This window comes from Acinetobacter sp. ANC_7513, assembly GCF_056779915.1.
Window position 1 is genome coordinate 211230 of record NZ_JBWYIW010000003.1, and the last position, 14620, is coordinate 225849.

The window sequence follows — 14620 nt, forward strand, 5'->3', positions numbered from 1 at the left end:
TAGCATCAATTACTCAACGCATTTTTTAAAAATAAATCCTTGTAGCCATGCACTTCATACAAAGCCCAAAATGCACTCACTTACATTTTAAATCTGTAAGCAAAGGTACTCAGCGTTATCATATTTCACTATCATATCTGCTTGTAAATACACTTAGGTTTCCTAATGAAAAAACTAATGAACGGTGCTGAAAACCTCGTTGTGGAAATGTGCAAAGGCTTTTTCCTTGCCCATCCAGAACTTTAATTCACCGAGTCACACAAAATCATTTCAATAGAAAACAAAAACATAATAACGTAGCGCTCATCAGTGGCGGTGGTAGCGGTTACGAACCTGCACATGCAGGCTTTGTCGGTAAAGGTATGTTAGACGCAGCCGTATGCGGAGACGTATTTGCATCTCCATCGCAAATTCAGGTCTATAAAGCATTACAACATGTCGCAACTGACAAGGGCGTGTTAATGATCATCAAAAACTATTCTGGCGATATGATGAATTTCCAGAATGGTGCAGTCTTAGCCATGGAAGATGGCATCAAAGTCGACTTTGTGAAAGTTGCAGATGATATTGCGGTTAAAGATAGTTTATATACAGTCGGTCGCCGTGGTGTCGCAGGCACAATCTTTGTTCATAAGATTGCAGGCGCAGCAGCATCTAAAGGCTTAGAATTAGGTGAAGTTAAAACAGTCGCTCAAAAAGCGGCTGACAATGTCATCAGTTTAGGTTTTGCCTATAGCTCATGTACTGTTCCTGCTAAAGGCACACCAACCTTCACCCTTGCCGATGATGAAATGGAATACGGCGTGGGTATTCATGGTGAACCGGGCATCCGTCGTGAAAAAATCTTGCCAGCGAAAGAACTGGCACAACGTATGGTCGATGACCTGTTTTTAGATCGTCCAGACATGAAAGAAGTTGCAGTATTGATCAATGGCTTTGGTTCTACCCCAATGCAAGAACTGTATCTGTTTAATCATGATGTATGTGAACACCTTGCACATAAGGGCATCAAAATTTACCGCACCTTTGTCGGCAACTATATGACCAGTATCGACATGAATGGCGCATCCATTTCATTACTTGAATTGGGTGATGAACTCAAAACATACTTAGATGCAGAAGCCAACACCCCTGCCTTTAAACTTGATGGTTCACCTGCTTTAGCCATTGAGTTTGCGACAAAAGATACGGCTACCCAACATCAAGGCAATAGCGAAGTTGAAACTGCAGCAGAACATGCTGAAATTCAAAATGAGCAATTCACCATTAAAAATATGCGCTATGTGGTCGATGTCATGGCAGCATGTATCATCAAAAATGAAGTGCCATTCTGTGAACTTGATGCGCATGCCGGTGATGGTGACTTTGGTATGAGCGTAGCCAAAGGCTTTAAACAACTCAAGAAAGAATGGCAAAGCTTGATCCAAGCACAGCAGATGGATGAATTCTTGCTCAATAGCTCCCTGATCATCATGGAACATTGTGGCGGTGCATCAGGTCCCATCTGGGGTTCTGCATTCCGTGCCGCAAGTAAAGCCATTCAAGGTAAAACCACGTTAAGCGTGGCGGATTTTGCCGATATGCTGCAAGCCGCAGTAAAAGGTATTCAAACCACAGGCGAACGTTCATTTGGACGTGGCGCTGTTGTCGGTGATAAAACGTTGATCGATGCTTTAGTGCCATGCGCAGATTCATGGTCAAACAACACCGACAAAAGCTTTAAGGAAAACTTTATCTCAGGTGCTCAAGCTGCTGTTCAAGGCGCAGAATCGACCAAAGAGATTGTTGCACGTATGGGTCGTGCAGGTACTGTCGGGGATCGTAGCTTAGGCTATCCTGATGCAGGTGCATATGGTTTAGGTGTGATTTTTACCGATATTGCCGATCATCTAAAATAACATCTAAACATGACATGAATGATTGATCTGTTCTACAAAAAAGCCCTGATGATTCAGGGCTTTTTTTGCTTTTTATTTTTTAAAACTTGATAATAATGCGCTGGTAATCGCCTGATTATGTGATGCCACACGAGACTTCTTCGCTTTCGCTGACTGGTCAGCTACACGTTGAATTTTGACTGCTTTTAATTTACCTTGATTTTCAACAACCTGAAATTTGACTCGGTCATTACGTTTTGGCTCACCTTCATCTGCAGGAAAGTCAGAAATGTGGAAAAAAATATCCTCACCTGCACCACCAATAAAACCAAAACCTTTATCGGCATGATAAATTTTAATTTTGCCTTGCTGGACTTCAGACTTCATAACATTCCCAAAAAAACGGTATACAATTTTCAATATTATACACGCATCTTAAAGTGCATCATCTTTGCTGATCACTTTAAATAATCATGCAAGTGCTGTTGGACAATGACGCGTTTGTGTCCTTTACTTTGTTGTTCCGATAACAATGATTCCGCATCTAAGACCACTACTCTGTGACCATCATCCTGTAGACGTTTCACACCTTCAAATAACATTCGAGCACCGACATCATGGATTAAGGTCAGATGTGTAAGATCAAGCACTACTTTATTTTTACCTACAGGCTCATTCTGTAATTCACGCAAGAACATTTCAGTCTCTGTAAATTGCAAGACACCACGTAGCTCATACACCACCATGCCATCATCATACTCACGGCGACTTTGGATAATGGTTTGTGCTGAAGGGGTTCCCTCCATTAAATGTAATCCCATATCACTTGATAGACGTTCAAAGATTTCCACACCTCGAACACTGTTGCCATGGCTGTCTAATTTAGGCGAAAAAACCGCAATTCCAACCTGACCTGGTAAGACACCAATGATCCCCCCTGCCACACCACTTTTGGCAGGAATACCAACGGTGGTCAACCAATCTCCAGCTGCATCGTACATACCACACGTCATCATGACGCTAAGTACCTGACGACATACCTGACGATCTAAAATACATTTCCCCGTAACAGGATCTTTTCCACCATTCGCTAATACACTGCCCATTCGCGCTAAATCTTTCACGGTGACTTTAATCGCACACTGTTGAATATAACCATGAACAATATGCTCTGGGTCTTCTTCTAGCACGCCGACGGTACGCAACATATATCCAATCGAAAGATTACGAAATGCTGTTTTCAGCTCAGATTGATAGACTTGCTCATCAAAGGTTAATTCACGCCCACACAGTGCACTCAAGAAACGTCGTAAATGTTCTGCACGTGAAACAGTCTTTTTATGAGGTAATAAAGAATGTGTCGTAATCGCACCCGAGTTAATCATTGGGTTCTTGGGAATCGATCGTTCTTTTTCTAATGAGATTTGATTAAATGCTTCCCCCGAAGGCTCAACACCAACTTTTTCTAATACCTGAGCCAAACCATGTTCTTGAATCGCTAACGCATAAGCAAATGGTTTAGACATTGATTGAATCGTGAACTCAACTTCATCATCCCCTGAGGAATAAATCGTACCATCAATGGTTGAAAGTGCTAAAGCGATACGATTTGGATTGGCAGCTGCCAGTTCTGGAATATAGTCAGCCAATGCTCCTTCGGTATTCGCATGACATTGGTCCAATACATGGGCAAGATAATCAGGTACAGGTGTCTTCATTTTTATTCTCTTGGTGATCAATGGAGACCCAAAATAAGATCTCAAATGTTAAATTCAGTTGTCGATATCGTGTCACATCTGACTTGATTACGGCCATTCTGCTTTGCAAGATATAGTGCTTTATCCGCTGCACTATAAATCCTTTGCTTTACTTCGTCTGTGTATAGATGTGGTAAATTTTGTGACATCGCCACGCCAAAGCTTGCGGTCACTTGAATAAAAGTCGCTGGGCTAATCTCAATTTTTTCACTTTCGATCGTTCGACGGCAGCGTTCTGCGATGATTAATGCTTCGTCGATATCACCATATGTAAGTACTAGAACAAACTCTTCACCACCGAGTCGTCCCACTATATCCTCTTCTCGTGTTTGCTGTTTTAAAATGAGAGCAATACGTTTAAGTACAAGATCACCAACATCATGACCATAATTGTCATTAATCTGCTTGAAGAAATCGAGATCTAAGATGATGAAAGCAAAGCTGCGATTTTGTTGAATTAACTTACTAATAAACTGATTGATGTAACGACGGTTATAGAGGTTGGTTAACGCATCTTTCTGACTTAGTACTTCAATCTTACGCTCACGTCGTCTCCACTGCGACAAGATCAACTCAAAAAATACTGCTGAGCACAACAGTATGGGTAAATATAGTACCGCCATACTTTTCAGCCAAAAAGGATTGGCATACAAATTAGATTGATTCAGTGCATCACTAAACAATGGTGCATAAGTCAGTTGACCATTGGCCGTCAGTACTGCCAACCACAAGATAATACAAGCAATAATAAAAGAGACGCTATAGATGATGCGCTGTTCATATAACACAAAACCAATTAATACAATATTGACTGTTCCCGCCATCACCGCAGGACTATAAATCCCAACCGTGTATCCTGAAAAAATGACAATCAATCCATAAAATAAGGGAATTAAATAGCCCAAAATTCGGCGAGCAGTAGCATTTTTTCGAAGCATTAAAGCAATTATCAGAAAACACGTGGTGAAAATGACTTGTAAACATGTGGTCCATGTCCGATGTGGATAATATTCTGGATCTAACCAAATTTGATATTCTGAATGGAAAGTTAGGTAGTACCACAACCAATGACCGATGAGCATCAACAGCCCAAATATAAGTAACAGAATCCCTTTATTAAAGTTGGACCAGTTAATAATAGAACGATCAGATTCTAACAAGACATATTTGATAGCTTGCAATAAACTGCGCTGTTGTTGTACTTCATACTCTCGAGTCATCATCTAATTGTATTATCGAATATTCATATTTATTTTTATTAAAATTTGGATGTATTCAGCGATCATGTCAATGCGCTTTAAGCATTAAAAAGACTGCTTTATCATTCAGATCAATTTATGGTATGAATTTGATGATCACTGACCAAAACAAAAGCATTGCTATAAAAAAAACCTAAGCGTATGTTTCTCTATAGTTAGTAGTACCAAAACCGAAATTTAATCATTCAACTAAGCTGGCTGATATAACTGTACCTGATTTCGTCCGCTTTCTTTGGCAATATATAAAGCGTGATCTGCACAATGCGTAATGACGTCTTGATCAGATAACTCATGGGATAGTGCAATACCAAAGCTTGCCGTCACATTTAACGAGGTTCCATCATCCAGCACAATCGGCTGCTGTGCAATCGCGTTACGGCAACGTTCTGCGATATCAACCGCTTGATCACGACTGAGATTGTCCAGAATTAATATAAATTCTTCACCGCCATAACGTCCAACCGTATCACCAATACGAACATGATATTCCAAACGCGTCGCCACCTGTTTCAGGACTTCATCTCCTGCTGCATGACCATATTGATCATTAATTTGTTTAAAATGATCCAAATCCAATAAGATCACAGCATAATCAGCACGATCCTGCTGAAAATGTGATAACACTTCATTGATCTGACGACGGTTATAAACGTTCGTCAGCGCATCAAATTTACTGCTGGTTTCGAATTGTTTTTCACGACTGCGCCATTGAGTGAGTAAAATCTCAAAGAATAAAACACTCATAAGTAAAATAGGCACGTAGAGCTGTACCATGCTCATGACCCAAAAATTATTTTGGTAAACGATACTTTTATTCAACTCATCACTAAACATAGGTGCATAACGAATTCGATCGATATGCGTCAAGTAACACGTTAATAACGTGTATATCGTAATTGGAATTGCAATCCCATAAATAATTTTACGGCTATAAAATACCAACCCGACCAATACAATACTGATGAACCCTGCCATCGTTGCAGGGCTATAAATTCCAATCGAATACCCTGAATAAATCATGGTCATTCCAAAGAAACTAGGAGCAAAGTAAGCAATGAAGGTTTGAAACTTAGCAATATGCTGAAACTTAAAACAACTCCAAAATAGGACAAGATAAATCACGGAGGTCACCAACAATTGGGTAACACGTAATTCAAAATAGTCAGGATTTAACCACTGTGCTTTTTCAGGGGTATAAAAAGCCACAATTAACCAGCGAGCGACCTCAAGTTGGCTTAGAATTCCAAAAAAGAGGATAAGCCGTCCCTTTTTAAAATCACTCCAATTGATCAGCATATTTTGAGGATCAAGGATGTACGTATTGGCCATACGATACAATCGCTTAATCATATGTTGAATCTTCCTGATTAACTTCATTCTGTCCTTTTATCTTTTATATTGTCTTTTTAAGCAGCGTGAACTCGCTCTACAAACAAGATCCCATCAAGATGGTCAATTTCGTGTTGAATGATTCGTGCAGGGAATCCTGAAAAAGTCTCAGTAATTTCCTGTCCTTGCATATTACGATAACGGACACGGATTGATGAAGCTCGAGCTACTTCCGCACGTCGATTCTCTACACTTAAACATCCCTCTTCTCCTAAAACAACATGATCAGAACGCTCCAATATTTCAGGATTAATCATGTAAATAGACTCCATCTCAGGCGCATCGGGATACCGTATATTGGGTTTTGAAGCGACGATAATAATCCTTTTAGAGACATAAACTTGTGGTGCAGCAATACCGACACCATTGCGCTGTTGCATCGTAAAATTCATTGCTTCAACCAGATGCGTTAACCAGCTACTACTAAACTCAAGTTCACTTACCGGCGATGCAACCAATTCAAGGATCACTTCACCTTTTTGAGCAACGGGTAGTATCGTCATAATACGTTCATCTCAATTATGATAAGAATTTGATCTTCATAATTTTTTAAATTTTAAATCAAATATTTGATTAATAGTCAACCAATCTTAAAGCATTTCAAGATGAAGTAAAACTGATTTAAATGACGAATTTGTGACCTGATAATTTTACGGCTCAAGTTTCACTTTTTTGTATGACATCAGCATCCTGAAGTTCGTAGTAGTGTCTAACCTGATTACGACCACGTTTTTTTGCTAGATATAATGCTTGATCTGCATGACGAATCACCGCTTCTTTATTTAAATTAAATTCAGAAATGGCTATACCAAAGCTTGCTGTCACTCTGATCGTCGTACGTTCATCGATATAAAAGAGCTCATTTTCAATTTCTTTGCGACACCGCTCTGCGACCTCCATCGCAGCTCTGAGGTTTTTATTCTGCAACAGCATCACAAACTCTTCACCACCAAATCGCCCGACAATATCTGTATCACGTATATTTTGACGTAGTACATTGGCAACACGCTTTAAGACGTTGTCTCCGATATCATGACCATAGTTATCATTAATACTCTTGAAATGATCAAGATCTAACAGAATGAGAGCAAATTTTCGTTCTTGTAATTGAATTTCATTGAGTTCTAAACCTATTTTTCGACGGTTATAAATCCCCGTAAGCGGGTCCATTTGACTCATTAAATTAATTTGTTTTTCTCGATTTCTCCATTGCGTCAACAAAATCTCAAACAATACAAAAGTCGCAAAAAAAATAGGCACGTAAAAATAAAGTTGTGAATAAACCCAGAATTCATTAAATACCATGACTGAATAATTGAGCTGATCACTAAAGACCGGTGCGTAGGTCATATAACCCAATGCACTACTGACAATTGCAATGAGCATATATACAGTGACTGGTAAAAAAAGCAGATATACAATCTTGCGTTCAAATAAAACCAGACCAACTGTTAAAATACTGATAAATCCCGCAACGGTAGCAGGACTACTGATACCAACCGAATAGCCACCATAAATAAAGCTTACGGAAAATACCAAAATAATAAAGTAAGGTAAATATTGTCTCACCCATTCTTTATGACGCCATATGACACAAGGAATAATCAGTAAGAACTGTAATACACAGCACAGCAACATCCGTGATAGGTGAAAATAATAATAATCAGGATTGAGCCAATGATGTAATGCAGGATGATGAAATGAAAATAAATACCATGAAATCCAGGTGATATGTGCAAGTCCGCCCAATACCATGACCAGAATACATTTATTTAAGGTACTCCAATTCATCAACACACTTTGATTCATAAATGAATGAAGTGTATAGGGGCGAAAAATTCGATTGAATAGTCTTAACATAATGAACTAACTCAATTGAAACAGCTCATCAAAACAAACTATATTTTCATTTAACTGTGTAATCATTAAATCTATTTCACCCCTACAAAATATAGTGAATAAAATCACATATTTTTTATTATAATTGCACTTATTATCACAATCTAACCTTAAGATTAGGATTTATCAAGGTTTTTTTACCATTTATTCTATTTTTTTTTAAAGCTTTTTTTGCTTAAATCCAGCTAACGATACGCTCAAGTATTTTAATTTGACTCAGCTAAAAATTGCTAAGCACACTCCTAACTCTTAGAGATCGAGTTCTCGATAAATTACTTTAATTTCTTGTGCAATGTGAATACTGACTTGATGATGCAAATATTGAATCAAAATATCAAATTGCTCTGCACCATCGTCTAATCCAGTACAAAAATATTCAGTATGAGGAGGAAGCGTTTTTAACCACTGACATTGATAAAAATCGGCAACGGATTCAAAATTAAGATAACGGTGAGGGTGCTGTTGTAATGATTTTACAAATTGCAGAAATCGAGCTTCCCAAAAGTGGATAATCATACATTTAAAGTCTACTGGTTAAATTCAATTTCATTGTTACATCGATCTGCTTAATTTTGCAGATCGAATCATTCAAATCAATGTCCAAGGATGTAAATTTTTCAGAGTGAGTAGACGGTTTGCTGTTGAACTTGATATTTTTTCTTCCACTGAAGATAACCTAAGAATGCTAAAACAGTAAATGCGCCATAAAGACCAGCCGTCAAATATAGATCTTTATACATAAACATCATGACATAGATGATATCCACCGCGATCCAAGCAGGCCAAATTTCCAAATATCGTTTAGACGTCCAATATGTAATGAGCAGACTTAAACTTGCCAATTGAGCATCTAAATAAGGAATGGAAGCATCCGTAAAATAATCCAGACCTAAACCAAAAATAAGCCCTGCACACATCGTAAAATACACATGTTTGATAATTCTCAACCTTTGAATACGATTGATTGCAAGTTGCTCTTGCTGTTTAAACTGAGCTTTCCATATCCACCAACCATACACTCCTAAACCGATAAACACGCATTGCAATATCGTTTCACCATAGAGTTGATAGTCATAAAATAACTTTGCATATAAGCCATAAGCCACGAGATTCACAGGCCAACACCAAATATTACGACGAATCGTGAGGGTTACACCCAATACACTCATCAATACTGAAATAATTTCTAAAAGGCTCATACACTACTTAAAATGATCGTGGTTTATTCAATACGTCTATCCTAACGTATATTGAATGGCACCATACATGATTCTTAACGAACACGACTTAGCGCTGTTCAATTTGAACTGCACAGTTTTGACCTAACCATTAAACTCCTCTAAAAATAGAATATCCTCAATGGAAAATAATAATGATGAATACAACTCAAATGACCAGAATAACCATTGAAATTCGTAATCATCTGATGCTGATTGGTTTAAACCGTGCTGCGAAGCGCAATGCATTCGACAGTCATATGATTGATGAACTTTCACAAGCACTTACCACCTATGAAGACCAGTCCGATTTACGCTGTGCTGTGATTTATGCACATGGAGAGCACTTCACGGCAGGATTAGATCTGGTTGAGCTTCAGCCGCGTATGTCAGATGGTATATTTTCGGAAGATATGAATCTGATTAACCCATGGGGCACGACTGGTCGTAAACGAAAAAAACCAGTCGTTGTCGCTGTGAAGGGGTATTGTTTTACTGCTGGAATAGAATTGATGTTGAATGCCGATATCTGTATTGCCCATCAAAATACCCAATTTACTCAACTTGAAGTGCAACGTGGCATCCTCCCCTTTGGCGGAGCAACTTCACGCTTCGTTAAAACTGCAGGTTGGTCTAATGCAATGCGCTACTTATTGACGGGGGATTTTTTTGATGCTGCAACTGCATATCGACTTCATTTAATTACCGAAGTAACAGAACAAGATCCGCTTGACCGTGCTATTGAACTCGCCGAATCCATCGCTTCAGCTGCTCCACTCGCTGTTCAAGCCACATTGACGGCTGCTCATGAAGCGATTTCACATGATGAACAGTACGCTTTTAATCAGTTAAAGACTCATCTTCTTCCACTAATACAATCTGAAGATGCAGTCGAAGGTATGCGAGCAATGAGCGAAAAACGTCAACCTCGCTTTAAAGGTCAATAGTTCAATATCGGGTAATAAAGACATGCAAGCCATTCCAAATGTGAACCAGATGCCAAGAAGCATCAATACAACTCAAGTTCAGTTTCCTGCCTTAGATAACTATATGCTCACCGGCACTCGCTACCTATCATCTGGTGTGAAGACTGTTGCACGTATTATTGTGGCTTCAGCGACAGCGGTTCCCCAACCTTTTTATCGCAGATTTGCAGAGTATGCTGCAGAACGTGGTTTTGAAGTGCTAACCTTTGATTATCGTGGTGTGGGGGCATCATCTCCAGCGCAACTCAAAGGTTTTAAAATGAGTTATTTGGATTGGGGGAAACTTGATCTCGCTGGCGCCATTGAATACTTTTCCAGCGATACTCTCCCCTTGTTTATAACTGCGCATTCTTACGGTGGTCAAGCCTTGGGACTTACCCCTAATCATCATCGAGTCAGTGCCATGTGTTGCTACGGTACAGGTGCAGGTTGGGCAGGATATATGCCGTTCAAAGAAAGATTCAAAGTATCCGTGATGTGGAGTATTGTGTTTCCACCCATTGTCGCAGTCACAGGTTATTTACCTTGGAGTAAATTCAATATGGGCTCTGATCTGCCTTTAGGGGTATATCAACAGTGGCGTCGTTGGTGCAAAAATCCGTTATATTTTTTCGCTGACCCCGAGCAACAAGATTTAAAAGCACAATATGCAAGTGTTAAAACCAAAATTTATGCTGTTTCAGCATTAGATGATGATTGGGCTCTCCCAAATTCGAGGCAAGCCTTTATGCAACATTATCGTTCTGCTGATATGCGCTACATTGATATCACAGCCAAACAGTATCAAATGCCTGCAATTGGACACATGGGATATTTCAAAAAAGGCGCAGAAAAAATTTGGGATGACATGCTCCAAAATTATCTCAATTTAGTTAATGATTAAATTCTAAATTACTGAATAAATTCAGATTGATGCTCTACCCCTTGTGCGTCAGTATGTCGATACATGATGCCATATTGACTCACATAGTATTCAAGGGATTGATTACGATATTCCCATAAAATCGACCACTCACCTAAATCAAATTGATTGATCTGACATAAAGTTCGTGATGGCATCTTGTTCAAAAACTCATATTGAATTTGCTGAGCAAACTTGATATCACGATGATTTACACGTTTCTCAAACAGTAATTTTGCAACCTCATCAAACATACGAATATCTTCGACAGAATCCGTATCATACACCAAGCGCGCCGGCTGGCTGAGATCAGTAGGCTTGAGGAGTTTTGTTAAATCAAAGTGCCTCTGCGTATTCCCCATAATCAATTTAGGTTGTAATAATAGTCGCCATACGGCATAGCAACTGACCAAAGCAAAACACACCACGATTAGCATCATATTTTTTACTCATTCCGATGATTATTCATTGAATCGTTCATTACAGAAATGATTATTTCTTTATTTTTATTGTTAATTTTCTTGGTGTTATTAAGTTTTAACTTTTAAAATATTAACTTAAAAACCAGTAGAGGGATGGCACGAAACGTAACAACTCATTTCAAAATCCACATGTTATGTAAACCGTGTAAATCTAGGTAATTTTATTCAATTAATATGACTTAAAAGTACGTTGAAAGATTCTCATTAAAATAGGGTTTAAAATCTTAGTGTTCTAAATCATTACGACATGTTTTGTCGTTTAACTTGATACGCATCTACACTATTCTTTTCTCAAATTTTATAATTTAACCATGAACTATTCCCGTAAACGCAAACCCATTACCAGTGCATGGCCAGTTGAGCATGATTGCTTCCTCATTGAAAACAGTCATCTTCAACTCGAAGCATTGCAACAGACGCTTCCTTATTCTGCTCAAGAAATTCAAGATCGCCAAGAAATCTTGGGGCTCACGAGACGTCGTCGTCAAATGAAAAAATTAGGTCAATTTTAATTTTCTAATCAAGCTAAAAATTAAATCCCAATAATCGATCAAGTTTAAGCATTTTTTGTTTAATAAATTAACCCTCGTGCCCTCTCTGACAATGAATCAATTTCGCCATATTCTTGGATGGTGATTTGCCATCATTTTTGCTCAAAAATAATTATTATTTAAATGCCCTCTCAAAAATGGATCCAAAATATTTATTCTTAAAGATTATTATTGACTTTCTATCTAAAAAATAGAATTATTGGATCCAATTGATAAGGAGATCAACTCATGTTTGTAAAAAATGCTTGGTATGTGGCGGCACGACCTGAAGAAGTACAAGATAAGCCTCTAGGAAGACAAATTTGCGGTGAAAAAATGGTTTTTTATCGTGGAAAAGAAAACCAAATACATGCCGTTGAAGATTTTTGCCCACATCGCGGTGCACCTTTGTCATTAGGCTTTGTTGAAGATGGTCAACTGGTCTGTGGTTATCATGGGTTAGTGATGGGATGTGACGGCAAAACGGTTTCAATGCCTGGGCAACGTGTACGTGGCTTTCCTTGCAATAAAAGCTATCGCGCAATTGAAAAATTTGGCTTTATTTGGGTATGGCCAGGAGACCAATCGCTTGCAAGTGAAGATCAACTCCCAACTTTAGAGTGGGCTGAAAATCCAGAATGGGCCTATGGTGGTGGACTATTCCACATCAACTGTGATTACCGCTTGATGATTGATAACTTAATGGATCTCACCCATGAAACATATGTTCATGCAAACAGCATTGGTCAAAAAGAAATTGATGAAGCTGCACCAACCACTCGTGTTGATGGTGACCACGTTGTGACTGAACGTCATATGGAAAACATTTATGCACCTCCATTTTGGCAAATGGCTCTAAAAGGTAATAATCTCGCTGCAGATGTTCTAGTAGACCGTTGGCAAATTTGTCACTTTCATGCACCTAGCAATGTTCATATTGAAGTTGGTGTTGCTCACGCAGGACATGGTGGTTACAACGCACCGGAAAATAAAAAAGTGTCTTCAATCGTTGTAGATTTTATTACCCCTGAAACGGAAACGTCTCACTGGTATTTCTGGGGAATGGCTCGACACTTCCAACCCGACAACATCGAATTAACTAACCAAATTCGTGAGGGACAGGGCAAAATTTTCTCGGAAGATTTAGATATGCTTGAACAACAGCAAAAGAATTTATTGAGACATCCTGATCGTAAATTGCTGATGCTGAATATTGATGCAGGCGGTGTTCAATCTCGAAAAGTAATAGACCGCTTGATCAGCTTAGAGCAAACGAATGATGAGCAGAAAATTACAACTTTGAATGTTGTTTAAAGTAAACCCACATTTTATCAGTTTTTCATTTTACCAAGGAGCGATACTCACATGGATGTGACTATTCAGAAGATTTATCGTCATAATGAACACATTTTATCTTTCGAACTGGTAAACACCCATGGTGAATTATTACCAGCTTTTCAAGCCGGTGCACATATTGATGTGCACTTAGGTAATCAATTAATTAGACAGTATTCTTTGGCAAATTGTAGTTCAGAGCAGCACCGTTACGTCATTGGTGTCCTGAATGATCCTTTATCACGTGGTGGTTCTAAATTTATTCATGAACAACTTCGTGAGGGTCAGCAGCTCAAGATTAGTGAACCACGAAATTTGTTTGCCTTGGTTCCTGAGACAGAATATGCATATTTGTGTGCAGGTGGAATCGGTATCACTCCTATCTTAGCAATGGCTAAAGAGCTTAAACGCAATAATCAGCCCTTCCAATTACTGTATTTTGTGAAAACGAGAGCTTCTATTGCATTCCAACAAGATTTAGAGGCTCTAGGAGATTCCGTCCACATCCATATTGATGATGAACCTGAAACACATATTCTTTTGAATACAGTCTTTGCCTCTCCTCATATCGATCATCATATTTATGTATGTGGCCCAGATGGTTTTATGAACTATGTGATCCATACCGCAGATACGCTCTCTTGGCCTAGTCATCAAGTACATAAAGAGCATTTCAGCGCACAAGCTATTGATACCAGTCAAGATGGCAGTTTTGAAATTGAGATTTTAAAAACAGGGCAACGTATTCATGTCGCAGCTGATCAATCTGCAGCACAAGCTTTAGAACATGCTGGAATCTGTATCCCTTTATCTTGTGAACAAGGTATTTGTGGCACTTGCTTAGTAAATGTAGTTGAAGGTGAAATTGATCACAGAGATATGTATTTAACTGAAGAGGAACAAGCTGCAAATGATCAATTCACACCTTGTTGCTCAAGAGCCAAATCTCAACGAATTATCATTGATGTTTAATTTGGATCGATAGATT

General features: G+C 38.7%; 14 protein-coding genes and 1 pseudogene. 6 read left to right on the forward strand and 9 right to left on the reverse strand.

Annotated elements, in window-relative coordinates:
• The first annotated feature begins 165 nt into the window (after nucleotides 1-165).
• A pseudogene (gene dhaK, locus AC1M9B_RS06110) lies at nucleotides 166-1898 on the forward strand (dihydroxyacetone kinase subunit DhaK).
• Between the two features lie 72 nt (nucleotides 1899-1970).
• On the opposite strand, the gene AC1M9B_RS06115 reads toward dhaK, so the two are convergent.
• The 8 genes from AC1M9B_RS06115 to pnuC all read right to left on the reverse strand — a co-directional run bounded on the left by AC1M9B_RS06115 (nucleotide 1971) and on the right by pnuC (nucleotide 9380).
• Nucleotides 1971-2264, reverse strand: a complete 294-nt coding sequence (locus tag AC1M9B_RS06115) for a cold shock domain-containing protein (RefSeq protein ID WP_481586536.1) — start codon at nucleotides 2262-2264, stop codon at nucleotides 1971-1973.
• Nucleotides 2265-2335: 71 nt separating this feature from the next.
• Entirely contained in the window at nucleotides 2336-3595 is a 1260-nt protein-coding gene (locus AC1M9B_RS06120) for a glutaminase (RefSeq protein WP_481608775.1), read from the reverse strand.
• Between the two features lie 41 nt (nucleotides 3596-3636).
• Nucleotides 3637-4857 carry a GGDEF domain-containing protein gene (locus AC1M9B_RS06125; RefSeq protein WP_481608776.1) on the reverse strand — a complete coding sequence of 407 codons (1221 nt, stop codon included), beginning with the start codon at nucleotides 4855-4857 and terminating at the stop codon, nucleotides 3637-3639.
• A 225-nt stretch (nucleotides 4858-5082) separates the two neighbouring features.
• Nucleotides 5083-6243, reverse strand: a complete 1161-nt coding sequence (locus tag AC1M9B_RS06130) for a GGDEF domain-containing protein (protein ID WP_481608777.1) — start codon at nucleotides 6241-6243, stop codon at nucleotides 5083-5085.
• Between the two features lie 56 nt (nucleotides 6244-6299).
• Nucleotides 6300-6788, reverse strand: a complete 489-nt coding sequence (gene def / locus AC1M9B_RS06135; protein WP_481608789.1) for a peptide deformylase — start codon at nucleotides 6786-6788, stop codon at nucleotides 6300-6302.
• 151 nt (nucleotides 6789-6939) lie between these two features.
• Nucleotides 6940-8073, reverse strand: a complete 1134-nt coding sequence (locus AC1M9B_RS06140) for a GGDEF domain-containing protein (protein ID WP_481608778.1) — start codon at nucleotides 8071-8073, stop codon at nucleotides 6940-6942.
• 357 nt (nucleotides 8074-8430) lie between these two features.
• Nucleotides 8431-8697: a hypothetical protein gene (locus AC1M9B_RS06145; RefSeq protein ID WP_481588870.1), complete on the reverse strand. Its 267-nt coding sequence runs from the start codon at nucleotides 8695-8697 to the stop codon at nucleotides 8431-8433.
• A gap of 101 nt (nucleotides 8698-8798) precedes the next feature.
• Complete coding sequence (gene pnuC / locus AC1M9B_RS06150; RefSeq protein ID WP_481608779.1) at nucleotides 8799-9380, reverse strand: nicotinamide riboside transporter PnuC; 582 nt, start codon at nucleotides 9378-9380, stop codon at nucleotides 8799-8801.
• A gap of 173 nt (nucleotides 9381-9553) precedes the next feature.
• Here pnuC and AC1M9B_RS06155 point away from each other — a divergent pair, with 173 nt between their 5' ends.
• Together AC1M9B_RS06155 and AC1M9B_RS06160 are read left to right on the forward strand one after the other, a co-directional pair.
• A complete protein-coding gene (locus AC1M9B_RS06155) occupies nucleotides 9554-10345 on the forward strand; it encodes a crotonase/enoyl-CoA hydratase family protein (RefSeq protein ID WP_481586541.1) in 792 nt (263 codons plus the stop codon).
• Nucleotides 10346-10367: 22 nt separating this feature from the next.
• Nucleotides 10368-11267 (forward strand): alpha/beta hydrolase family protein, encoded by a 900-nt coding sequence (locus AC1M9B_RS06160; protein ID WP_481608780.1) that lies wholly within the window; start codon nucleotides 10368-10370, stop codon nucleotides 11265-11267.
• A gap of 8 nt (nucleotides 11268-11275) precedes the next feature.
• On the opposite strand, the gene AC1M9B_RS06165 is transcribed toward AC1M9B_RS06160, so the two are convergent.
• Complete coding sequence (locus AC1M9B_RS06165) at nucleotides 11276-11725, reverse strand: hypothetical protein (protein WP_180028001.1); 450 nt, start codon at nucleotides 11723-11725, stop codon at nucleotides 11276-11278.
• Nucleotides 11726-12078: 353 nt separating this feature from the next.
• On the opposite strand from AC1M9B_RS06165, the gene AC1M9B_RS06170 reads away from it, so the two are divergent.
• The 3 genes from AC1M9B_RS06170 to AC1M9B_RS06180 all read left to right on the forward strand — a co-directional run bounded on the left by AC1M9B_RS06170 (nucleotide 12079) and on the right by AC1M9B_RS06180 (nucleotide 14604).
• Nucleotides 12079-12279 carry a hypothetical protein gene (locus AC1M9B_RS06170; RefSeq protein WP_035269110.1) on the forward strand — a complete coding sequence of 67 codons (201 nt, stop codon included), beginning with the start codon at nucleotides 12079-12081 and terminating at the stop codon, nucleotides 12277-12279.
• 267 nt (nucleotides 12280-12546) lie between these two features.
• Nucleotides 12547-13611 carry an aromatic ring-hydroxylating dioxygenase subunit alpha gene (locus AC1M9B_RS06175; protein ID WP_481608781.1) on the forward strand — a complete coding sequence of 355 codons (1065 nt, stop codon included), beginning with the start codon at nucleotides 12547-12549 and terminating at the stop codon, nucleotides 13609-13611.
• A 51-nt stretch (nucleotides 13612-13662) separates the two neighbouring features.
• Nucleotides 13663-14604: a PDR/VanB family oxidoreductase gene (locus AC1M9B_RS06180; protein ID WP_481608782.1), complete on the forward strand. Its 942-nt coding sequence runs from the start codon at nucleotides 13663-13665 to the stop codon at nucleotides 14602-14604.
• The last annotated feature ends 16 nt before the right edge of the window (nucleotides 14605-14620 follow it).